The 22,714-nt window shown below is 39.0% G+C and carries 28 protein-coding genes, 1 tRNA gene and 1 riboswitch; of the genes, 4 read left to right on the plus strand and 25 right to left on the minus strand.

The features are described 5' to 3' along the window. Positions 1-12 precede the first annotated feature (12 nt). The 21 genes from B7700_RS07155 to B7700_RS07255 all read right to left on the minus strand — a co-directional run bounded on the left by B7700_RS07155 (position 13) and on the right by B7700_RS07255 (position 16,665). On the minus strand, positions 13-1,890 hold the full coding sequence (locus tag B7700_RS07155; RefSeq protein ID WP_084888101.1) for a VirD4-like conjugal transfer protein, CD1115 family: 1,878 nt from the start codon (positions 1,888-1,890) through the stop codon (positions 13-15). Further along, on the minus strand, positions 1,890-2,378 hold the full coding sequence (locus B7700_RS07160) for a hypothetical protein (protein ID WP_000093677.1): 489 nt from the start codon (positions 2,376-2,378) through the stop codon (positions 1,890-1,892). Before B7700_RS07160 ends, B7700_RS07155 begins: the two co-directional genes overlap by 1 nt. Next, a complete protein-coding gene (locus tag B7700_RS07165; protein ID WP_000869763.1) occupies positions 2,368-2,667 on the minus strand; it encodes a hypothetical protein in 300 nt (99 codons plus the stop codon). The genes B7700_RS07160 and B7700_RS07165 overlap by 11 nt, the downstream gene beginning before the upstream one ends. A 333-nt stretch (positions 2,668-3,000) precedes the next feature. After that, on the minus strand, positions 3,001-3,588 hold the full coding sequence (locus tag B7700_RS07170; RefSeq protein WP_084888034.1) for a CPBP family intramembrane glutamic endopeptidase: 588 nt from the start codon (positions 3,586-3,588) through the stop codon (positions 3,001-3,003). 2 nt (positions 3,589-3,590) lie between these two features. Then, positions 3,591-3,824, minus strand: a complete 234-nt coding sequence (locus B7700_RS07175; protein ID WP_000840776.1) for a hypothetical protein — start codon at positions 3,822-3,824, stop codon at positions 3,591-3,593. 12 nt (positions 3,825-3,836) lie between these two features. After that, positions 3,837-4,217 carry a thioredoxin domain-containing protein gene (locus B7700_RS07180; protein ID WP_005589856.1) on the minus strand — a complete coding sequence of 127 codons (381 nt, stop codon included), beginning with the start codon at positions 4,215-4,217 and terminating at the stop codon, positions 3,837-3,839. Beyond that, the gene (locus B7700_RS07185; RefSeq protein WP_084888036.1) at positions 4,210-4,659 is read right to left on the minus strand and encodes a hypothetical protein; all 450 of its coding nucleotides are present in this window, start codon (positions 4,657-4,659) and stop codon (positions 4,210-4,212) included. The genes B7700_RS07180 and B7700_RS07185 overlap by 8 nt, the downstream gene beginning before the upstream one ends. Beyond that, on the minus strand, positions 4,643-6,001 hold the full coding sequence (gene dcm, locus B7700_RS07190; protein WP_084888038.1) for a DNA (cytosine-5-)-methyltransferase: 1,359 nt from the start codon (positions 5,999-6,001) through the stop codon (positions 4,643-4,645). Before dcm ends, B7700_RS07185 begins: the two co-directional genes overlap by 17 nt. A gap of 98 nt (positions 6,002-6,099) precedes the next feature. Next, a complete protein-coding gene (locus B7700_RS07195) occupies positions 6,100-6,879 on the minus strand; it encodes a replication initiator protein A (RefSeq protein WP_084888040.1) in 780 nt (259 codons plus the stop codon). Continuing rightward, positions 6,876-7,049, minus strand: coding sequence for a hypothetical protein (locus tag B7700_RS07200; protein ID WP_000159607.1), 174 nt, complete (start codon positions 7,047-7,049; stop codon positions 6,876-6,878). Before B7700_RS07200 ends, B7700_RS07195 begins: the two co-directional genes overlap by 4 nt. Positions 7,050-7,257: 208 nt before the next feature. Continuing rightward, on the minus strand, positions 7,258-8,619 hold the full coding sequence (rlmD, locus tag B7700_RS07205; protein WP_084888042.1) for a 23S rRNA (uracil(1939)-C(5))-methyltransferase RlmD: 1,362 nt from the start codon (positions 8,617-8,619) through the stop codon (positions 7,258-7,260). A 73-nt stretch (positions 8,620-8,692) separates the two neighbouring features. Further along, the gene (locus B7700_RS07210; protein ID WP_084888044.1) at positions 8,693-9,667 is read right to left on the minus strand and encodes a DUF1002 domain-containing protein; all 975 of its coding nucleotides are present in this window, start codon (positions 9,665-9,667) and stop codon (positions 8,693-8,695) included. 73 nt (positions 9,668-9,740) lie between these two features. After that, positions 9,741-10,355 (minus strand): cell wall hydrolase Pmp23, encoded by a 615-nt coding sequence (gene pmp23, locus B7700_RS07215; protein ID WP_084888046.1) that lies wholly within the window; start codon positions 10,353-10,355, stop codon positions 9,741-9,743. After that, positions 10,355-11,329: a nucleoid-associated protein gene (locus B7700_RS07220; protein WP_192855673.1), complete on the minus strand. Its 975-nt coding sequence runs from the start codon at positions 11,327-11,329 to the stop codon at positions 10,355-10,357. Before B7700_RS07220 ends, pmp23 begins: the two co-directional genes overlap by 1 nt. 7 nt (positions 11,330-11,336) lie before the next feature. Next, entirely contained in the window at positions 11,337-12,593 is a 1,257-nt protein-coding gene (glyA, locus tag B7700_RS07225; RefSeq protein ID WP_084888050.1) for a serine hydroxymethyltransferase, read from the minus strand. A 59-nt stretch (positions 12,594-12,652) separates the two neighbouring features. Beyond that, the gene (locus B7700_RS07230; RefSeq protein ID WP_084888052.1) at positions 12,653-13,084 is read right to left on the minus strand and encodes a GNAT family N-acetyltransferase; all 432 of its coding nucleotides are present in this window, start codon (positions 13,082-13,084) and stop codon (positions 12,653-12,655) included. 1 nt (position 13,085) lies between these two features. After that, a complete protein-coding gene (locus B7700_RS07235) occupies positions 13,086-13,688 on the minus strand; it encodes an L-threonylcarbamoyladenylate synthase (RefSeq protein WP_192855674.1) in 603 nt (200 codons plus the stop codon). Further along, positions 13,672-14,508 carry a peptide chain release factor N(5)-glutamine methyltransferase gene (gene prmC, locus B7700_RS07240; protein WP_084888057.1) on the minus strand — a complete coding sequence of 279 codons (837 nt, stop codon included), beginning with the start codon at positions 14,506-14,508 and terminating at the stop codon, positions 13,672-13,674. Before prmC ends, B7700_RS07235 begins: the two co-directional genes overlap by 17 nt. Next, positions 14,508-15,587, minus strand: coding sequence for a peptide chain release factor 1 (prfA, locus tag B7700_RS07245; protein WP_001028815.1), 1,080 nt, complete (start codon positions 15,585-15,587; stop codon positions 14,508-14,510). Before prfA ends, prmC begins: the two co-directional genes overlap by 1 nt. 9 nt (positions 15,588-15,596) lie before the next feature. Next, positions 15,597-16,076: a GNAT family N-acetyltransferase gene (locus B7700_RS07250; RefSeq protein ID WP_000151337.1), complete on the minus strand. Its 480-nt coding sequence runs from the start codon at positions 16,074-16,076 to the stop codon at positions 15,597-15,599. Then, complete coding sequence (locus tag B7700_RS07255; RefSeq protein ID WP_000068144.1) at positions 16,066-16,665, minus strand: thymidine kinase; 600 nt, start codon at positions 16,663-16,665, stop codon at positions 16,066-16,068. Before B7700_RS07255 ends, B7700_RS07250 begins: the two co-directional genes overlap by 11 nt. Before the next feature lie 123 nt (positions 16,666-16,788). Here B7700_RS07255 and B7700_RS07260 point away from each other — a divergent pair, with 123 nt between their 5' ends. After that, a complete protein-coding gene (locus B7700_RS07260) occupies positions 16,789-16,971 on the plus strand; it encodes a 4-oxalocrotonate tautomerase (protein ID WP_001117401.1) in 183 nt (60 codons plus the stop codon). 137 nt (positions 16,972-17,108) lie between these two features. Next, positions 17,109-18,482, plus strand: a complete 1,374-nt coding sequence (gene mnmE, locus B7700_RS07265; RefSeq protein ID WP_084888059.1) for a tRNA uridine-5-carboxymethylaminomethyl(34) synthesis GTPase MnmE — start codon at positions 17,109-17,111, stop codon at positions 18,480-18,482. Between the two features lie 45 nt (positions 18,483-18,527). Here mnmE and dapA read toward each other — a convergent pair whose 3' ends face one another. From dapA to B7700_RS07285, 4 genes are all read right to left on the minus strand, one after another. Further along, entirely contained in the window at positions 18,528-19,463 is a 936-nt protein-coding gene (gene dapA, locus B7700_RS07270; protein WP_084888062.1) for a 4-hydroxy-tetrahydrodipicolinate synthase, read from the minus strand. Between the two features lie 56 nt (positions 19,464-19,519). Continuing rightward, positions 19,520-20,596, minus strand: a complete 1,077-nt coding sequence (locus B7700_RS07275; protein ID WP_084888064.1) for an aspartate-semialdehyde dehydrogenase — start codon at positions 20,594-20,596, stop codon at positions 19,520-19,522. 398 nt (positions 20,597-20,994) lie between these two features. Continuing rightward, positions 20,995-21,067, minus strand: a tRNA-Thr gene (locus B7700_RS07280). A gap of 99 nt (positions 21,068-21,166) precedes the next feature. Next, positions 21,167-21,676, minus strand: coding sequence for a QueT transporter family protein (locus B7700_RS07285; RefSeq protein ID WP_000737073.1), 510 nt, complete (start codon positions 21,674-21,676; stop codon positions 21,167-21,169). Continuing rightward, positions 21,674-21,771, minus strand: a riboswitch (PreQ1 riboswitch). (Overlaps the previous gene by 3 nt.) Positions 21,772-21,799: 28 nt before the next feature. On the opposite strand from B7700_RS07285, the gene B7700_RS07290 reads away from it, so the two are divergent. Continuing rightward, positions 21,800-22,231 carry a GtrA family protein gene (locus B7700_RS07290; RefSeq protein WP_084888067.1) on the plus strand — a complete coding sequence of 144 codons (432 nt, stop codon included), beginning with the start codon at positions 21,800-21,802 and terminating at the stop codon, positions 22,229-22,231. Positions 22,232-22,314: 83 nt separating this feature from the next. Then, positions 22,315-22,695: a large conductance mechanosensitive channel protein MscL gene (gene mscL, locus B7700_RS07295; RefSeq protein WP_000910199.1), complete on the plus strand. Its 381-nt coding sequence runs from the start codon at positions 22,315-22,317 to the stop codon at positions 22,693-22,695. Positions 22,696-22,714: the final 19 nt, after the last annotated feature.

Consider the following 22,714-nt stretch of genomic DNA (forward strand, 5'->3'; position numbering starts at 1 on the left):
TCTTTTCTATTTTTATTTTAAACTAGATTCAAAAGTTAAATCACGAATTCTAAGGCCTTCAAGATGGTTTTCTTGACTTTGATTCAAAGGATTGATCTGATAGTTCCACCACCGTTCATCGGTTTCTTGATTGGCTAGGTACTTCCAGTTTGGATGCTTGATGGAATTGTATTTTTTGCTTTTAAAGACTGGCATATTAGCAATTCGAACCAGGCATTCATGCCGTTTCATATTTCCAACTTCATCAGGTGTCATTAAATCACGGGCAATCTTTTGATGAGAAAGGGATCCTGAACCTGTCTGGCCAAAGGAACGACTGGTATTTCGAACATCAATGGTTTGTTTACCGAGTAATCCACTCATAAATTTAAAGGTATCTTCATCATTACCACCTAAGTAGACTAAGCTATCACAGTTTCCCAAAATGGTTTTCCAAGCTTCTTTTTCTTTATAGAGTCCTTGAAGTTGGGCAATATTTTGAAGAATGGGAACGAGACTCATATTACGAGAGCGAACTGTTGAGGTTTGTTCAGCAAAATCTGGAATTTCTCCGATATTTGCGAATTCATCTAAGTAGACTCTCACATGAAGAGGTAATTGACCCTTAAAATCAATATCTGCTTGTCTTGTTAGGGTTTGAAATACGGTTGAAAAAAAGAGGGCTGAAAGAAAGCGAAAGGTACTATCGTTATCTGGGATAACTAGGTAAACCATTGATTTTTCCTTGCCCCATGTCTTCATATCAAGGGTATCTCTTTTGGTCAAATCCATAACACTTTGAATATTGAAGAGGGCAAATTTAGCAGTGGTTACAGCAACAACAGAATCCAGAGTCTTATCCTTATAATTTTGGAAATCTGCCCAATTTCGCATGGTAAAATTTTCAGTCCCATACTTTTTAGCATAATTTTCAAATAGAATTTCTAAGACACTTTTTTCTTGGTTTTCACCCTTGGATAAGTGTTTAATGAGTTTTGAGATTTCCGCAAAACTTGGATAACGCCCTCGTTTTTTTCGCTCTTCCACTTCTTTTTTTTGACGTTTCAACAAGTTCTGGTATTCTTTTTGACTTAAACGACTTTCTTCTATGAGCTGTTCTCTTGTTTTAGGTGGGTTATAGAAATCGACCAAGTAGGAGGCTAAAGCTCGTACCAAAGTCATAGAAGCTTCATCCCAAAATGGATCACTACGAGAGCCAGAGCCTTTGGTGTTATTGAAATAAACCGTCAGCATGCGATTCAAATCATTTTCTGTCTCTATATAGCGAAAAGGATTGAAGCCATCTGAGTTCTTCATATTGACTAAATCTAACACCTTTACTTGGTAGCCATGTTCTAAAAAGAGTTTGCCTGTTTTTTCGGCCAAGTGATCTTTAGGATCCACTACAATATTAGAACTATTCATCTGAATCAGATTGGGTTTCACAAAGCGAAAGGTCTTCCCACTTCCTGAACCTCCTATCACCGCAATATTCTTATTTCTATCATATTGGGGTGGTTTTTTATCTAATAATGTCAAACGAACATCTTGCGCTAAGATCGTATCATGAGAAAATTCTTTACCGTAAAAGAGCTTCTTTTCTTTTAGAGTTCCAAAACGGGCGCTCCCGTATTCTACCCCTTCTCGGTATTGTTTTTTACCAGTCTCTAGATATAGATAAACTAGTAACATCATCACAAAACCTAGTAGAAAAAAAGCACTTGATTTTCCAGTAAAAGAAACATTCCATGGCGACTGAAGAACTTCATCTTGACCTTCCATCAGGAGATGAGTCCATTTATCTAAGCTATTTCCAGTATAGGAATCATACAAAAGCGTCAAACGATGAAAAAGATAGCCTAGTAAGATGCCTAACAGTGAGAATAGTAGGAATTTCTTTCCACTGTACATCATCTCACCATCTCTTTCTGTTTGACGGCTCCTTCTTGTCTAAAGGTTATTTGGGATTTAGCTTCATCAATTGCATCGTCCAATGACTTATCCATGGTAAAATCAGCTAATTTCTCCGGATCATTAACCATTTTTTCTAACAGATGGTCTAAATGATTGTCTAGAATCGAACGGTCTTTCGTGTAGAAATGCAGAGAATCCCCTTGCCAAGCGATGGCTAAAGGAATCTCTTCTTTTTCTAAAAAAGCTTTAAATTTCTCTATATCAATTGGTTTGTCTAAAAAATCTTTTTTCAGATTAATCGTATCAATCGAATAAGGAGATTGTAGCAATTCTTCTAATTTCTGCACCCCTATCTTATAAGCGGAATCCTGTGCTAAAGCCTGACGTCTAGACCATTCTAGAATCTTTAAAAGACTTTTTACAGTAAATAAAAGACTACGCTCAGCATATTGAACTGCCATTCGTTCCTGTTGTTCAGAGGACATCTGATGCCTCCTTCTTCACAAATAGCAGCTTTCCTTCTTTATAACGATAAGCTATCAATTTCTGACGTTGCTTAATCGACTTGACAACCTGCAGTAGATCTCTCGAATAAGGTTCTCGAAGAGTAACTTCTACTGCTTTCCCATCAACGATACCAACGCGTTTAAATTCAATGTAGTCTTTTTTGAGATGTCCTAAGCCCATACCAAAAGGAAAGTGATGAATCAATTGGATGGTACAACCACCTTTATTTCCCATTTGTTTCAAATCATACAAGTTTACTACCTTCATGATTAACTCCTTTATCTAGTTTGTCGCATCGTTTAAGTCTGGTAACGATAAACTCCGTGTCTGTTAGAAAATTCTCACACACGTCTTGTGCCAGTCGCCCTTCACAGGGAAATACTCTCAGTCCCTACTTACACAGGCACGCTAATCAAGACGGAGTGGATTCAATTTTCAAAGAACAGGTAGCTTTATTATAGATAAGAGTAGTTGAAATTTTTATCACATTTCTTATTTTTCTGTCGAGCTAAATTCATATTAATCAAAGAGTTTGAAATAAAAGACTAACATTGTTACATAACGTTAGCATTTCATTTCCCTAAAACAAGCTAATTTACTCTAAAAAAGCAGCAAACTATAAACTAGTAGATTCCAAACCAAATGTAAACCCATACTTCCCCATAAATCAGATTTATAGCGCACCATCCCTAAAAACATCCCAAGTGAAACATACAAACACCAAGCTAGAATGGTTCCTGGATGATGTACTAAGGCAAATAAAACACTTGTCAAGGCAATTCTGATGTCTAATTTTCTGACCAACTTCCATAAGATTTCTCGATACAGAAATTCTTCAACCATACTCGCATTGATTAAGAACAATAAAAATGAAAACCAAGGAACCTGATGTTGTAGGCCAATTAAGTTTGCTTGATTCGTGCTTCCTTGAGCATGGATTAGGCTAAAACATAGACTTATAATCAGTAGGCTAGCTAATCCAATACCAAGCCATTTCATCCTAGATTTCATACTGATCTTATGCACTTTTTTACGTTGGCCATACATCCATAAAAAAGAAATGAGTGACGAACCATAGAGAATCTGTAGTATAGTTAACTCACCGATACAAAGAAATTTCAGTAAGTATAGAGATAGCAATAGGACATTTACTTGTTGGAATATATAAACTGGAATTATTCTTTTCATAGTTACCTCCGAAATAAATCTTCATAATCTAAATCTAATACCTGCACAATCCTTTCTACCCATGGACTTTGAGGCATTCGTTGTTCCATCTTGTAGTGACGAATCTTTTGATACAAACGATTCAATTCACTTGGATAGTGAAACTCTCCCGCAAACATTTTTCTGGTTAGCTCAATCCAGCTGATATTTCTTTCAGCCAAAATAATGGACAAGTTCTCCCAAAATCGTTCAGCCATATTGCTTCTCCTTTAGTTAGATAAATAATGTGTTTGTGCCATGTAAATCAATTGTTTCGTATCTCTTGGCAATAAAGCTCTAGCTTCCTCCAAATTTAGATTTGGATAAACTCTTTTATTCGAAACCGCAAGAGGAAGTCTGATGGTTAGTTCAGGATTTTTTAATATCATTTCAATGAAATCCGTTAATCTTAAATTGTCACGGTTCTTAAATCGTAATAAATTGGGAGATAAAAACTCAAAACAATCTGAAGAATAGCTCATCATCTCAATTAATTTATCCCTTGTCATTTCAGAAATCGAATGACAGGATACCTCAATGCCATAGTTTTGGAAGAATTCTAAAAGAAGTTGATTTCTTTGGCTATTTTTACTTAGATAGAGATCAATCATGGGAGACCTCCCAAAGATTCGGTTCCATTTGATATTCTGAGACGATTAAGGAATCTAATAAATTGGAGAAGTTAATTGATTTCTTGTCTTCATCATAAGCTTTTACAGTTACTTGGGTTGTAAGTATTCCCTCTTTTCCCTCGGCTCGATAGCCTTGTCCATATAAAACAAAAACAAGATTATGATTATCATCTACAAAGGCATCAGCTCCATTCTTTATATCCTGACTTTCAAGGAATTCCATAATGTTTTGAAGATAGGATTCATAAAATAGGGGGTAATTGTGTTTTTTATGGTAATAATCTAAAAATGTCACTTCAAACTCACATGGATAATTGGGCATCAAAAATATTTGTTCATCCAACTGCATCATTTCTGCATCATGTAATTCTGTTTCTAATTCATCACAATATAGTATTGACTCTTTATTTAACGCTTTCATCTTTTTCCTCTATTTCTTTTAATTTCTTTGCGATTGCAGCAATCACAGGAACGGTTACACTATTACCAGCTTGTTTATAGAGCTGACTATTACTAGAGACTTTTCTAGCAGCTTCAAAAGCCCAATCAGGAAAGCCCTGTAGGCGAAAACACTCTTTAGGAGTGATTCGTCGTATTCTCAAACGGTAAAATTGTCCATCTATTAAGACACCGGCTACATGATAAACTTGTTTATCTTCTCCTTCATAGCTAGCAACTACTACTCCCATTTGTCCACTAGTTGTTAACGTATTCGCTATACCTTTTCCAACTCTACCTCGACGATACTGAGAACTTGGTCTTTCCAAATTGATGGAATCTCCTATTTCTGCTTGAGCATATCCTTTTTTCGTTGCTTCCCGTACTTTTAGAAATTGGATTGGTTCTGGAATTAGTATTTTGGGGATTTTATCTCCTCCTTGCATTGTAGTCAGTGTTGGAGATAGCCCCTCACTTCCATAAACTCGACCAGTTTCCTTAAAGCTAGTTGGTAAATCTCCAACAACGACAATACCATGACGATCCTGAGTATTTAAAGTAAACATCGGCTCTTGGTTGTTCTTAAAGCGTCTACCATTTTGTCTCTTGTCTAATCTATCTGGTGTCATACAAGGAATCGCAATCTTAAATCCTTCTCCTTTCCCACAAACTAAGGTTGGCGCAAGACCTTCTGAATAATAAACTTTACCGCTCATTCCACTTTTTGATGGATTCAAATTTCCTAATGTTTTTAAAGTCTCAGAGTTAGTTGCTTGACCTTCTCGTCTGAAAGGAAATAAGAGTCTGGTACCTTTCTTTCTAGAATGTCCGATAATAAACACCCTCTCTCTGTTTTGGGGAACGCCAAAATCCTTACTGTTAAGCACCTGCCACTCAACATCAAACCCCAACTCATCAAGTGTGGTAAGGATTGTGGTGAACGTCCGTCCCTTATCGTGATTGAGTAGGCCTTTAACATTTTCAAGAAAAAGAAAACGTGGTTGGATTTGTTTGGCCGCGCGAGCAATTTCAAAGAACAAAGTTCCTCTAGTATCTTCAAATCCCAATCGTCTTCCTGCGATTGAAAATGCTTGACAAGGGAATCCCCCACAGATGACATCGACTTTCCCTCTGAGTTTTTTAAATTCGTCATCTGAAACATCTCGTATGTCATGAAATTCTATTTCTCCTTCCGTTTGAAAAATGGATTTATAAGATTTCCTAGCAAATTTATCGATCTCACAAAATCCAATACACTCGTGTCCAACACTTTCCATTCCAAGTCGAAAGCCACCGATACCTGAAAATAAATCAATAAATCTCAATTCTTTATCACCCCTTTCTTATCGACTATCATTGTCAGAACTGTCACTCCACTTGAAATGACAATGAGCATAACTAATATCCACTCGATTGGCGACATTTAACCACCTCCTTTTCTAACACGGTTGTTCCAAACAGAATACAAGCCATTAAACACAAATTCAGCAAGTACTTCCGCACGTCTAACAAAGCGAACATTGTCAAGAGCATACTGATAGATTCTCTCAAAATCAGTCATAGCAATTTCACTGGCTGTTTCAGAAAAACCCTCTCGTCTAAATTGATCTTGTACCAATCCCCAAATATAATCTCGATCATATTTTGTGACCTTTTCTACTTTTCTTTTCAAGATAGGTTGAGTATTCCTCTCCTCCTCATCCTCAATAAATAAAGAATCAGTCTCACTATATTTAGTCTCACTAACTTCAGTCTCACTAGGGGCTGAATGTGAGACGGGGGCCGTTTCATTTTCAACCTGCCCTAGTCTTTTTTTAACACTAGGCCTGTTTGAATTACCTACTGGGGTAGAAGACAACTCCCCTAAATAAATCTTATTAGCTAGTCTCCCTTTCTCACTTGAAGACTGTTGGACTTCATCAATTAAGTCATATTCTTTAAGAATTTTTTTGATGGACAGTAATTTTGACTTCGAACAACCTAAAAGCTTCATCAGTTTAGAATTAGAAAATACTAAATAAACCGCTCCTTCTTCATCTATCCAACCACGACTAAGAGATAATTCTAAACGATCTTTTAAAATAGAATAAGCCACCTTTACTTCTAGTTTCATATCCATATATTTCTCATCCTCAAAAAGAATTTTAGGTAATTTATAATACCGTTCTGAAGTTTGGTATTGATTTGCGGTAATTCGTTTCATAGCGCGCCTCCAAGTTCTTTGAGTATTAAATCTCCACTTGATTCCAAGCGAACCAAGCCACTTTTTTCCAATTCAGCCATAAGAGAGATGGCCTCAACAATATCTATTCCCATTTCACGTACTAAAAATGAAATGACAATATAGCGTGATGATTGTAATTCTTTTGTCATTTTCCCTCCTGAAAATAAAAAAAGGAGAACAATATACAATTGTTCTCTCTTTAGATAAATATTTATTGTTGTATTCATTTTTCCGATGCGCAAACGACATCTACAAATACATATACATCTATGTGCCTTTTTAGGACTTTTTTGACGTCAAAATTGCCTTTATCTACAAAGACAAAATGCTTGGAAAATAGCTTAAAATCAAGGATTTTCACCCTTTTTTTCGTTGTAGCAACACTACACACTCCACGTGGTGCGTTTGTGGAAAAAGATCCACCGGCTGGACTTTCTTCAAATCGTATCCCAATTCTTGGTAGAGTTTGATATCACGCGCCATGGTTGCGACATTGCAGGAGATATAGGCAATACGGTCTGCTCCTGTTTGGGCGCTTGCTTTGATAAAGCTTTCGGTTAATCCCTTGCGTGGAGGATCAACCAAGATAACGGTCGGTTGAATCCCATCTTTAAGCCAATTCTTCATAGCATTTTCAGCTGTATCACAGACATAGTGAGCGTTTGAGATATTGTTGAGCTGAGCATTCTTTTTGCTATTCTCAACCGCTTCTGGAATAACCTCTACACCGTAGACTTTTTTGATGTGTTTCGCAACAGAGAGGCCAATTGTTCCAATACCAGAATAAGCATCAATAACCACATCATCTTTTTTTAATTCAGCAAAGTCAATGGCTGTCTGATAAAGTTTCTCAGCCATTTCAGTATTGACTTGGTAAAAAGCGGGACCAGCGATTTGGTAGTCATTTCCCAACATTTGGTCGGTAATATAGTCTTGACCATAAAGCGTACGCCATTCCTTACCAAAAATAGCATTAGTGTTCTGGTCATTAATATTTTGCATAACAGACACAATCTCTGGAAATTGCTTGATTAGTTGTTCAATCAATTGGTCGACACGAAAAATTTTAGGACGAGTTGTTACCAAAATAATCATAATTTGACCTGAATAGTGTCCGCGACGCACCACAAGATTACGAATCAAGCCAGCTTGTTCCTTTTCATCATAAGGTTTCAAATCATAACGACGGAGCAAGTCGCGTAGGGCTACTACTACCTCATCAATCACAGGGTCTTGGATAAAGAAATCTTCTAGAGGCATGAGGTCATGGGAATTCTTACGGAAAAAGCCAGTTTCCAAGACACCATTTACTCGACGAACAGGCACCTGCGCCTTGTTGCGGTACTTGACTGGATTTTCCATACCTAGCGTTTCAGCAACCTCTACATCAGCAATTCCAGCAATCTTATATAGACTGTCCTTAACTTGCTTAGTTTTAAATTTGAGCTGTTCTGAGTAGGCAAAGTGTCCTAAATCAGCGATTCCTGAACGCAGGTAAGCCAAATCTAAATCTTGATTACGGTATGGTGACTGGACAAGGTATTCTTCAACCTTCCCAAAACCAATCTTTTTATTGACCTTTAGGACACGCATAAGGATTTTTTCACTCGGTAAAGCATTCTCAACAAAGAATACCAAACCATCCACCTTGGCCACCCCGGCCCCTTCGTGGGTCAAGTCAACAATTTCAACTTCTACAATATCATTTTTCTTTAACATTCTCTTCTCTTTCTATTGGCCGACAAAAAAGACGGCAACGTTACGGTTACCATCTATTATACCATGAAATTTCTTAAGAACCAAAACTCTTGAAGAAGTTGACAATGGCTTGCCAGAGGGAGCTTAGGAAATTACCGCCATCCTCAAGTGCCTTATCAGCATCAAAGTTAAGGTTAATATTTTTAAAACTGTCGCCAGCTTGTGAAACAATACTTTGTTTAAGGTCATTCAGGGTTTTAGTGAAGTCTGCATTGCTGAGGATATCACTCTTTGAGAGATTCAAAGCAAAATTGATGATGATATTGATCTGGTTTCCTGTTATGACCTGATCAAGTTTGTAATTTTTCAAAGTATCTTCAACGATTTTACGGACATCTTCCTCCGTCAGATTTCCCTTACTTTCTTTAGCTTTGGCGAGTGCTGACTTGATATCAGCTAGGGCAACGTTTAATTTATTAGCATCATAGCCAGTTTTGTCCTTGTTTTCAGCATTGATATCTGACAAAGCCTTCAACTCTTCTTGAGCCAAATCTTTGTTGGCTTGTGGTACCTTGGCTCCGTTAGCCTCTAGCGAATAGTAAATCCCGGCTAAGGCACTCTCACCTGTAACTGGAATAGGTGCTGCTACAGTGATTTTGGCGTGTTCCACACCCAAAGTTACGGCTGCATTTCGGTACATATCCTGAGTCACCTTAGTGATGTTTTCTGGTGTTTCAATCTTGACCTCAAGTGGCGACTTGTCACCTAGTTTTTGAATCTTGGCTGATGAATACAACTGTAAACTAGAGTCATTAGCAACATTCATAATCTTAGAATAGACATCAGGTGTCATGGTCTTGAGTTCTTTGGTGTCTGTTGAGGCATTGTAACCTAGTTTTTTTAGGGTTTGATTTTTTTGATCTTCAGACAATGAAGAACCTAGGACATATTCAGGTTGGACATAGGTTTCATCGATGACTTTTTGAACATCTGTTGCTGCATGGGCGCTATTCATAGCTGTTACTGCCCACAAGACAGCAGCACTGGTCAGAAAGAGTTTCTTTCTCATAGGGATTTTCCTCCTTTACCTTTCTAGAGTAATATATCTATCTTAAAGAAAACTTATAACAAAAACACCTGGGCTAGCCAGATGTCGAAAAGAGAGTGAAACATTTTATGATGTAAAGGTTGAGTTGCACCTGTCTAGAATAGTAATAGTTTCCTCCGTTTACATAGAGTTCGGCTCCATGAAAAATGGAAATGGGGTGCATATAACTATAAGTCTTTCCAGTGGTATTACCAAGCAAGGGGGCAACAGTCTCACGAGAGTACTGTTTGGCCAGAGCCAAGGTATTTTCCTTGCCATTTTGGGCGATAAAATCGATATAGGCAGGTCCAAAATTATAGGCTTGAACAGCTGTCCAGACATCAACACCCTTCTTCTGGGCCAGATAGAGATTATCTGTCAGAGTTTGAACACCTTGCCGAATGCTAGAAGCATTATCATTGATGGTATTGGTGGAACCACTTGCAGACTCACTAGACTGCATAACATCGCCTTCTTTTCCTTTTGTTTCAGTATAAATCATAGCGAGCACAAGCTCTTCGTTTGCTGGGGTGTCTTTTTCACTCAAGATTTCTCGCACCATGGGTTGATAGGTCATGACTTGCTTGACATCCTGGTGAACGTGGTAAGCTTTATATCCAGCAAAAAGGAAGACTGCTAGTACAAGCACTCTTCGAATTCGTTTAAACATTATTTACTTTGGATATCCTCGATATTTTTGATTAAGATAGAGTAGGTTCCATTGTCGTTTTGGATAAACTCAACAGACTCGGCGTCTTGATAGACGTTATTAGGAACTATGAGCTCAATTCCATTTGACAAGGAAAGTTTTTGGTTTTCAAATTTTTTAAGCTGACGACTGGCATCAATTTCATCAAATTGAACAGGTTCTGGGACAGCTTCTTTCACTTGGTCAATAAAACTCAATCGAGCCGTTAGATTATTATCAAAAAGGTCATTGGCCAATTTTTCAGGCGATAATTCATTACTTTCTTCTAGATTGTTGAAAATCGCTGATTTGACCTTGGATTGAAATTGAAAATCATCTGTATTAAAAGATTCAGCAATTCTCTGGGCCGTTTTTTCCAGTTCCTTGATAGATTTCTTGGGAGAAATCTTAGGGGAAACGGCAAGAAGATTGTCTGAAAAATAGTTCAAGAAAGTCCCATTGTACTTGATGCGTTTTTCAATGAGATGGTACTTGCGACTCTGAAGATTGACCACCAAGGCCTCATCAGCACCCGTTCCAAATCCAGGCAGGTTATTCTGAGTCAGCTTGATTGGATTATCGACCTCTCCTCCGAGGTGGGTCAAGGTCTCACGCAGGGTAATTCGCAAGAAAGCGAAATGTTCCACGCCTTCTTTAGAAAATTGCACAAAAATCAAGTCATTGGTCTTGAGATTTTCAGAAATACTGAACTCTTCTTTCCAGAGATTAGCCAGTGTGACTGATGTCTCCAACAAATCGTCAGTGATGTGATTGAAGAAGGGATTTTCTTCTTCGAAAATCCCAGTCTTGGCTTCATCTGAATACACACGTTCAATTTTTCTACGCAGGTATTCTTCGATTTTTGGAGTAATATTGAGAAGCTTATCCGCTAGGAACAGCTCGGTATCATCCGGGCTGAACTGATGGATAATGGCTTTCTTAATATAAATGTCCATAAAAGTATTAGTCCTCGTATAATGGGAAGGCATCTGTCAATTCTTTGACTGCTCTTCTCACTTCTTCTAAGACAGCCTCATTTTCTGCATTTTTAAGGGTTTTAATGATGAGTTCAGCCACTTTGCGACTTTCTTCTTCACCAAATCCACGTGCAGTAATGGCTGCAGATCCGATACGAATCCCACTTGTCTTGAATGGTGACAAGGTTTCATAAGGAATTGAGTTTTTATTTAGGGTAATATTGACTTCATCCAGCAAGTTTTGAGCAACTTTTCCATTTTCTACAACCTTAGTAACATCCACTAGGAAGAGGTGGTTTTCAGTCCCACCAGAAATGATACGGAAATCAGGATCTTGCAAGAAGACTTCTACCATAGCCTTGCTGTTTTTGATAACATTGGCAGCATATTCCTTGAAGGCTGGATCCAAAACTTCTTTGAAGGAAACAGCCTTCGCAGCAACAACATGCTCCAAAGGACCGCCCTGAATACCTGGGAAAATAGCTGAATTGATTTTCTTAGCAAGTTCTTCGTCATTAGTCAAAATCAAACCACCACGAGGTCCACGAAGGGTTTTGTGGGTTGTTGTTGTCGTGATGTGAGCGTATGGCACTGGGCTTGGGTGGAAACCAGCAGCAACCAAACCAGCGATATGAGCCATATCCACCATGAGCTTAGCTCCAACAGCATCTGCGATTTCACGGAATTTTGAGAAGTCGATAATTTGAGAATAGGCTGAAGCACCAGCTACGATTAGTTTTGGTTTTACTTCTTGGGCTTGTTTCAAGATAGCATCAAAGTCCAAGAGTTCTGTTTCAGGATCCACACTATAAGAAACAAAGTTGTAGGTTTGACCAGAGAAGCTAACAGGAGCCCCGTGGGTCAAGTGACCACCTGCAGCCAAATCCATTCCCATAACCGTATCGCCAGGCTCAATCAAGGCCATGTAAGCCGCACAGTTGGCTTGGCTTCCTGAGTGTGGTTGGACATTGGCAAATTTAGCACCGAAAATTTCTTTAGCGCGTTCAATAGCTAGAGTCTCTACTACGTCTACTACATCTGTTCCACCATAATAACGGCGTCCTGGGTAGCCTTCGGCGTATTTATTCGTCAAGATAGACCCTTGAGCTGCCATAACTGCCTTGGAAACCACGTTTTCCGAAGCAATCAATTCAATGTTGTTTTGTTGGCGTTCTTCTTCTTTGGCAATAGCATTCCAGAGATCAGTATCGTATGCTTTAAAATCGTCTTTGTCAAAAATCATAGGTCTTCTCCTTTATAGTGTAACTGGTCCTTTAGTTTGTTTTACAACAAGAAAATAAACTAAAAGATGCGAATAAATCGTTTTTGCACTTTATCACAAGTATAACCAACTTTTTCATAAAATGCATGAGCACCCAGACGATGATCAGCAGAGTTTAAGCGGATAAACCCATAGCCGCGTCTTTTTGCTTCTTGCTCCAACCCTTGCAGTAAGCTTTTACCAATACCTTGACCTTGCGCTTGAGGTGAAACTGCTAAAGCTAAAATATTAAATCCTGCTTTAGAATAAAGTGATTCATAGACCTCAGCGTGGACATATCCAAGCAAGGCATGACTAGCTGCATCCTCATAAGCAAGTAAGAAATGATGGGAATTCTGAGATAGTCTAGCTAGTTGACTAGCCGTTTCCTCTGGACTAAAAGAATAGCCCAAAGCCTCTTGGTTAATGTCACATATAGCTTTCAAATCAGTTTCTCTTAAGTCTCTTAGCATTTCATTCCTCCTCAAAAGAAATCTCTGGCAACTGAGCAAGAATATCTTCTCGCTTAATCGCCCCTTGGCGTAAGATTCTCACCTTGTCTCCAGACAAATCCACGATAGTTGAATCCTGTCCAGTTAAAAAAGCATCGTCTTCCAGACCCAGAACCTCTTGATCAAAATTCTTCAGAATTTGTTCAAAGGTCACTCCACTTGCCTGACCTGAAATATTGGCAGACGGCCCAATCAAGGGACCTGTCTCTCGAATCAAATCAAGGGTAATGGGATGACTAGGCATCCGAAATCCAACAGTTGCAAGACCAGAATTGACCCAATAGGGAACTCGGTCATTGGCTTCGAGAATGATGGTTAAGGGACCTGGTAAAAAGTTCTCTACAAGTTTTTGTAGATAAGGTGGCTGATTCTTAGAAAAGTGCAAGATGTCCTCTAGAGAGGCGATATTGAGATTTAGTGCCTTGTCTCTTGGACGACGTTTGAGCTGGTAAACATGGTCAACTGCTTCTTCGTCTAAAGCCTTGGCAAAGAGACCGTAAACCGTCTCCGTAGGTAAAACAACTGCCCCGCCCTTTTCCAACTCTTGTCTAATCCTGTCCATCATCAACCACAACCATCCTATCTTGACCAAATTGGTCCTTAAGTGTTCGTACTCGTTTTTCAGGAAGATGCTTACTAAAAAGTTCAGGAACACTTTGACCTTGCTTGTATCCAATTTCAAGGTAAATCTTACCACCATCTTTGAGATAGTCTTTTGCATCTTCCGCAATTCTACGGTAAATAGCTAGGCCATCCTCGGCTGCAAAGAGAGCTAGATGAGGCTCCGAATACAAAACATTCAAGCCTACCTCTGACTCATCTTCACGAGAGATATAGGGTGGATTGGATACAATTATATCATATTTTTCAGAAATTTCTGCAAAACAATCAGATTTTTTAAAAAATATATTAAATTTTTGATTTTTAGCATTCTCGCTAGCTAAATCTAAAGCATCTTGGGAAATATCCGCTGCTGTTACTGACCAATCTGGTCTGTTTTTTGCTAAGGCAAGGGCTATGGCTCCACTACCTGTTCCAATATCCAGAACAGAAAGATTCGTCTCAGGATTTTCAGCTAGGATAAGCTCCACCAACTCCTCTGTTTCTGGACGAGGAATCAAGACCCGCTCATCAACTGTTAACTGCATTCCATAAAAATCTGTCTGTCCAATGATGTACTGGGCTGGTTTATGAGCTGCTAACTGTTGGAAAATTCCTTTTACAAATTGTTTTTCTTCCTTGTTTACCTCTTGCTGGAGGGCAAAGACAAAATCTGTAAAAGAAAGATTTTTCAGGCTACGATAGACAAAAGAGAGGCTTTCAGCTTCCTCTCCTTGTCTTATCAACTCTTCTTCAAAATCTGAAAATAATTGAGCTAATTTCATTATTTGTTTAATTCTTCTAATTTTTGTGTTTGATCATAGAGCACCAAGGCATCCACGACTTCATCCAATTTACCAGACAAAATGGTATCTAGTTTTTGAAGGGTCAATCCAATACGGTGGTCTGTAACACGGTTTTGTGGGAAGTTATAAGTACGAATTCGTTCTGAACGGTCACCAGTACCGATTGTTGACTTACGCTCAGCGTCTTGTTCATCTTGTGCAATCTGAGCAAAGTGGTCAGCAACACGCGCACGAATGATTTTCATGGCCTTCTCACGGTTCTTCTGCTGGGTACGTTCTTCCTGCATCTCAACCTTGATATTGGTTGGCAAGTGAACGATACGAACAGCAGTCGCAACCTTATTGACGTTCTGTCCACCAGCACCAGAGGCGTGATAGATATCGACACGAAGGTCTTTTGGATCAATATCGTATTCTACTTCTTCGACTTCAGGCATGACAAGAACTGTTGCTGTTGAAGTATGAACACGGCCTTGGCTTTCTGTCACAGGGACACGTTGCACACGATGGGCACCTGATTCGTACTTGAGTTTAGAGTAAACAGATTGACCTGAAACCATGGCAACCACTTCTTTGAAACCACCGACACCATTCATAGAGGCTTCCATAACTTCAAAGCGCCAGCCTTGGGCTTCCGCATACTTTTGATACATGGTTAGCAAATCCCCAGCAAAAAGTGCTGCTTCATCTCCACCAGCTGCTCCACGGATTTCAAGGATGATATTCTTGTCATCGTTTGGATCTTTTGGAAGGAGCAAAATTTTGAGTTTTTCTTCGTATTCTTCTTTTTCAGCCTTGGCATCTTTGAGTTCTTGCTTGGCCATTTCTTCCAAGTCAGCATCTCCGCCTGATTCCTTAATCATCTCTTCAGCATCAACGATGTTTTGAAGTACTTGTTTGTACTCACGGTAGGCTGTTACTGTGTCACGAGTAGAAGCCTCCTCTTTTGAAAGCTCCATGAAACGCTTGGTATCAGAGACCACATCAGGGTCACTCAGTAATTCTCCCAACTCTTCATAACGGTCTTCTACAGCTTGTAGTTGATCATAGATGTTCATTTTTTCTCCTTATTTCTCAATTGTTAAATCATAGATTGCTACTACTTCGTTCTCGGATATTTCCCCAGTTTCTTTAAATCCATAACTGAGGTAACAATATCTTGCATGTTCATTTTCTGGTTCATAAGACAACCAAAGTTTATTGCTTAAACCTGCTGGCGCTGTCCGAACATAGTCTAGCACTTTATCCATAATTGGTTTAAAATATCCTTGATTTTGAAAATTCTTATCAATCATAAAACGAAATAGTAAATAATTTCCACTACTAATTCCGATCTTTTTATCATAAGCTATCATCACAAAACCTATAATTGCATCATTATCATAAACTGTCAATGGAGCTACAAAATCTCCATTTTTAGTGTAGACGTATGCTTCAGCTAAACTAATTGCGTTGGTTGCAATGAATTGTTTTTGATATTCCTTGACATCCAAATTCAAAACATCAAAATAATTTTCCATTGTAACATCTCTTAGTTCAATTGTCATAGTTTTGCTCCTTGTTAGAGGTTATCATTGGCGCAAAATAATGTTTACGGCAAACCGAGATATAGGTTTCATTGCCACCGATCTGAATCTGCTCACCATCATAAACGGGCAGTCCATCCTGAGTACGCAACACCATGGTCGCCTTTTTCTTGCAATACTGACAAATGGTCTTGATTTCATCAATCTTATCTGCTAAAAGCAAGAGATACTTGGAACCTTCGAACAGTTCATTGCGAAAATCATTTTTCAAACCAAAAGCCATGACGGGTATATCTAACTCATCAACAACACGAGCTAGATCGTAAACATGGTGACGCTTGAGAAACTGGGCTTCATCGACCAAAACACAGTAAGGCTTTTCTGGTAGGTCTCGGATATAGCCAAAGATATCCGTCGTCTCCTCAATCGCAAGAGCAGGGCGTTTCATGCCAATCCGACTCGACACATAACCAACACCGTCACGCGTATCCAGAGCCGAGGTCATAATCACAACACCTTTTCCCTGCTCCTCATAGTTATAGGCTACCTTGAGAATCTCAATCGTCTTACCAGAGTTCATGGTCCCATAACGATAATACAACTGTGCCATGTTTCTTGCTTCACGTCCATTTCTAAATTTTTGCTACATTCTAGTATATCATAATTTTCTTAAGCTTTAAACGGCAAAATGTGGTAAAATAGAAGAAATCAAAAACTAGTGGAGGAAGCTATTATGCCATTTGTACGCATCGATTTATTTGAAGGACGCACGCTCGAGCAAAAGAAGGCTCTTGCTAAGGAAGTAACGGAAGCGGTCGTCCGTAACACTGGAGCCCCTCAATCTGCTGTCCATGTCATCATCAACGACATGCCTGAAGGAACTTACTTCCCACAAGGGGAAATGCGCACCAAATAAGCTAGCTTAAGCAGAATTGCTTAGGCTTTTTCATTCTCCAAGTAGCATCCATTGAAGAAATAGTTCAAATTTGTTACAATTTGAAAAGAGACTTGGAAAAATTTCCAAGAAAAGAGCTATTTATTAAAGGAAATATTATGATTACACGTGAATTTGATACCATCGCTGCTATCTCTACTCCACTAGGTGAAGGGGCTATTGGTATTGTCCGCCTGAGCGGAACAGAAAGTTTTGCTATTGCGCAAAAGATCTTTAAAGGAAAAGACTTGAACAAGGTTGCCAGCCACACTCTCAACTACGGTCACATTATTGACCCTCAGACAGGAAAAGTCATGGACGAGGTTATGGTTGGGGCTATGAAATCTCCAAAGACCTTCACTCGTGAAGATATTATCGAGATTAACACTCACGGTGGGATTGCAGTCACTAATGAAATATTACAACTAGCGATTCGTGAAGGAGCTCGATTGGCTGAACCTGGTGAATTTACTAAACGTGCCTTCCTAAACGGTCGCGTAGATTTGACGCAGGCTGAGGCCGTTATGGACATCATCCGTGCTAAGACAGACAAGGCTATGAACATTGCAGTTAAACAATTAGACGGTTCCCTTTCTGAGCTGATTAATAATACCCGTCAAGAAATCCTCAATACTCTTGCCCAAGTCGAGGTTAATATTGATTATCCTGAGTATGACGATGTTGAGGAAGCCACTACTGCCGTTGTCCGTGATAAGACTATGAAGTTTGAGCAATTGCTAACCAATCTCCTTAGGACAGCCCGTCGCGGTAAAATCCTCCGTGAGGGAATTTCAACAGCTATCATCGGCCGTCCTAACGTTGGGAAATCAAGCCTTCTCAACAACCTCTTGCGTGAAGACAAGGCAATCGTAACCGATATTGCTGGTACTACTCGAGATGTTATCGAAGAATACGTCAACATCAACGGTGTTCCTCTAAAATTGATTGACACAGCTGGTATTCGTGAAACGGATGATATCGTTGAACAAATCGGTGTTGAGCGTTCAAAAAAAGCCCTTAAGGAAGCTGACTTGGTTCTGCTAGTGCTAAACGCTAGCGAGTCATTAACTACCCAAGACCGACAACTTCTTGAGATTAGCCAAGATACAAACCGTATTATTCTTCTTAATAAAACCGACCTGCCTGAAGCGATTGAAACTTCGGAACTACCTGAAGACGTTATTCGTATTTCAGTCCTTAAAAACCAAAATATTGATAAGATTGAAGAACGTATTAACAACCTCTTCTTTGAAAATGCTGGTTTGGTTGAGCAAGACGCAACTTACTTGTCAAATGCCCGTCATATTTCCTTGATTGAGAAGGCTGTTGAAAGCCTACAAGCTGTTAATGAAGGTCTTGAACTGGGAATGCCAGTTGACTTGCTTCAAGTTGACTTGACTCGTACTTGGGAAATCCTCGGAGAAATCACTGGAGATGCGGCTCCTGATGAACTTATCACCCAACTTTTTAGTCAATTCTGTTTAGGAAAATAAGAAAATCCATGATCCTTCATACGGTCATGGATTTTTTAGCCTTCATTAATAATCTGGTCTTAGGACACCTGTTACAGTTGCCTTAGTCGCTTCGTAGTCGCCATCTACGACAACCTTGATAATGCGTTTGGCATCTTCTTCTGGTGCTGGAACTAGAGGTAAGCGTGTTGGGCCAGCTTCAAATCCCATATAGTTAAGAACAGCTTTAACTGGAGCAGGACTTGGATATGAGAAGAGGGCATTAACCTTAGGAATGAACTTGCGCTGAATAGCTGCTGCTGTCTTCATATCACTTTCTGCAATGGCAGTAAACATCTCGTGCATTTCATCCCCATTTGTATGGGAGGCAACAGAAATAACCCCGTCAGCACCAAGGTTCATGGCATGGAAAGCATCTCCATCCTCACCTGTATAAATCAAGAATTCTTCAGGTTTGTGCTCAATCAAGTAAGCCATATTAGCCAAGCTAGTACATTCTTTGACACCAATGATATTTGGATGATCTGCCAAGCGAAGCATGGTTTCTGGAGTCAATTCGACAACTACACGCCCTGGAATGTTATAGATAATAATTGGTAAGTCAGAAGCATCTGCAATGGCTTTAAAATGCTGATACATTCCTTCTTGAGAAGGTTTGTTGTAGTAAGGTACGATAGCAAGTCCAGCAGCAAAACCGCCAAATTCCGCTACTTCTTTGACAAACTCAATAGAGTCACGCGTATCATTAGTACCTACACCCGCAATCAAAGGAACGCGTCCATTGACAATCTTTTGTACAGCCGCAAAGAGTTCCAACTCTTCATCGTGGGTCAAGGTTGGACTCTCAGCAGTGGTCCCTGCAAGGAGAATTCCGTCTGTATGATGCGCCAACAAATGCTCAATCAAGGCTGGAATGGCATCAAAATTGATGGAACCATCCTCATGGAAGGGGGTAATAAAGGCTGTGATGATTTTACACTCTTTTAAATCTTTATAAGACATGAGAAACACCTCTCTATTTCAAAGAAGGAGTTCATCTGAACTCCTAAACGATATGACTATTTTAATTCAAATTTCAATTCGGCCGTTGGACGAACCAAGCCACGTTCATGAAGAGTTTCTGCAATCTGAACTGAGTTCCAAGCAGCACCTTTGAGCAGGTTATCTGAAACAACCCACATGTGAATTCCTTTTTCTGCATCCAAGTCTTTACGGATACGACCAACAAAGGTATCACGTGAACCCACTGCATTAATGGCTTGAGGATAGATTTGATGAGCCACATCATCTTCAAGGACAGCACCTGGGAAAGCTGCGATAGCTGCTTTTACTTCTTCGATTGGAGCCACTTCTTTTGTTTCGATGTAAACAGACTCAGAGTGAGCTGACAAGACTGGAATACGCACACACGTTGCAGATACTGCAATGCTATCATCTTCCATAATTTTCTTAGTTTCCTTAGTCATCTTCATCTCTTCGTAAGTGTAATCATTGTCAGTGAAGACATCGATTTGTGGAAGAGCATTGAAGGCGATAGGATAATGTTTCTTGTCTCCACCTGAAGGCAAGATTTCGGCATGTAAATCACGTGGTTTCACTCCATCATTCAAGACTTCACGAAGTTCACGTTGTGTCTCAAGAATTGCTCCCATACCAGCACCTGAAACTGCTTGGTAAGTTGAAACAATGATACGGTCCAAACCCCATTTTTGACGAACTGGCTCAAGCGCCACCATCATTTGGATTGTTGAACAGTTAGGGCAAGCAATAATCCCGTGGTGGGCATCAAGTGCATGAGCATTGACCTCTGGAACAACCAAAGGAACATCTGGATTTTGACGGAAGTAAGATGTATTATCTACTACTACCGCGCCAGCTTTTACTGCGTATGGTGCATACTTAGCTGATGTAGAACCACCTGCCGAAAAGAGAGCAATGTCAATTCCTTCAAAAGCTGTTTCAGTCGTTTCTTCAATCGTAATATCTTGATCTTTAAATTTCAAAGTCTTGCCTGCTGAACGTGCAGAAGCAAGGTAACGAATTTTATCGATTGGAAGTGTTGATTCTTCCAACATTTTTATCATCTGAGCTCCGACAGCACCTGTCGCGCCGACTACAGCAACTGTATATCCCATAAATAACCTCTTTCGGAATTTTCTAAAAATTTCTATAATAGAAGTATTATACTACTTTTTCCATGAATTGCAAAGCTTTTTCATCATTTTTTGGAAAATAAAAATCCCCAGTCGCTAGACTAGGGACTAAGAGGCATCTTCATGTGATGAGCAGGTTCACACAACTCATCAAGGTCCGCTCCTGCGTTATGACCTCCTTATGCTCAATAGTAGTCCGAAGACTACCTATCGACTCATCGCATCTACTATTCTACTAAAGAGAATGACTTTTGTCAACAGACGAAACTTTTTAGTTTCATTTACACAGCTGAATAGAAATATCTTTGAAACATTTGATGCATACATAACAAATACATAACAAAAACCCTTGTAAATCAAGGGCTTTTCTGTCTATTTTATGCTAATTGCCGGGATTGAACCGGCGACCTCATCCTTACCATGGATGCGCTCTGCCAACTGAGCTAAATCAGCTTACTTAAGAAGTATACTATAGTTAGAAAAACTTGTCAAGTTTCCTTAGAAATTTTCCATAAGAAAAAGCCAGGTAAGAGCCACCTAGCTTATCTTCTTCTATTTGCTTAAATCGATTCGACGACCAATTTTTCCAATGATAATCGCTCCAATAATCAATGAAGCAAATTCACCAACTCCTGTTGTAAACCAAGTAAGGAAAAATGGTAATTGCGCTACAATATTCAACTCTGCAGCGATGGTAAACATGGAAATTGAAAAGAGGATTGAAAAGAAGAAATGATCTTTTCGAATTAATCCATTAAAGAGGTAATCTTTGCTGTATTTTGCAAAAAGCCAAACACCTAGACTAAGGAATACTAGGGTTGATCCACCACCAACAAAGACATCTAGCAGTCCGAAGCTAAAGAAATTAGCAATCATACAACCGATGGTAACTCCAATGATATACTTAGGATTGTAAAAAGCCATAAAGTTCATCATTTCTGAAATACGGAACTGATAAGCACCATAGCTGATGGCATTTAGAGGCGGTGTAACAGTCAAAACGACATAGATAGCAGCGACGATTGCAATATCTGCAACATCACGAATAGTTAATTTTTTCATCTTTTCTCCTTTAGCGGGTTATCCGCGTGTAATATGCTTGGTGAAAGAAGCTAAGCACCAAGGGTTGCTTTATTCAACCTTACTAGTATAGCACAATAGCCTGCTTTATGCTATACTAAAAGCATGAAAAAACGTATTGAAAGTCTCTTCGTGAATGAGCTCTTAGCCTATCTTTTTTTTGGAATAGCAACTACTCTTGTCTCCATTCTATCTAGATTAGTCATTTATCAACTAACTCATAGAGAACTCCTTGCTACTGGACTAGCAAATAGTATCGGTATCCTATTTGCATTTATTACAAATGATAGGCTTGTCTTTAAGCAAGCTAGAGAGAATTGGTCAATTCGTTTAGTAAAATTTACTATAGCACGTCTTTCTACTTTTCTTTTAGACTTGTTTTTAACTTTTATCTTTGTAACTCAGTTTCCTAATATTATCGGGCAATTTGTAAATAATAATATAGACAAGGTTAATAGTATTGAAACCGTTATTTCACAATTCTTGATAATTATCCTCAATTACATTTTTAGTAAGGTATTTATTTTTAAAAAATAAGAAAAATTTTAAACATATAGCTTGCAAGAACTTCTTAATTAATATATAATCAAGAGTAAAAATTTTGGAAAGGAATTATGAAAATGTTAAAAGATCTTAAAGCATTTTTGCTTCGTGGTAATGTTGTTGACCTTGCTGTCGGTGTGATCATTGCCTCTGCTTTTGGTGCAATCGTTACTTCATTTGTAAATGATATCATCACTCCTCTACTATTGAACCCAGCCTTGGAAGCTGCGAAAGTACAAAACATCGCTGAACTTGCATGGAATGGTGTTACATATGGTAAATTCTTGAGTGCTATTATCAACTTCCTTGTTGTAGGTACTGTTCTCTTCTTCGTTATTAAAGCTATGGAAAAAGCCCAAAGCCTTACTAAGAAAGAAGAAACTGTTGAAGAAGCTCCAGCTGGACCAACTGAATTGGAAGTACTTCAAGAAATCAAAGCTCTTCTTGAGAAAAAATAATCGATTAAAAGGATCTAGC

Source organism: Streptococcus mitis (genome assembly GCF_002096755.1).
In the GTDB taxonomy this organism is placed as follows: Bacteria; Bacillota; Bacilli; order Lactobacillales; family Streptococcaceae; genus Streptococcus; species Streptococcus mitis_AC.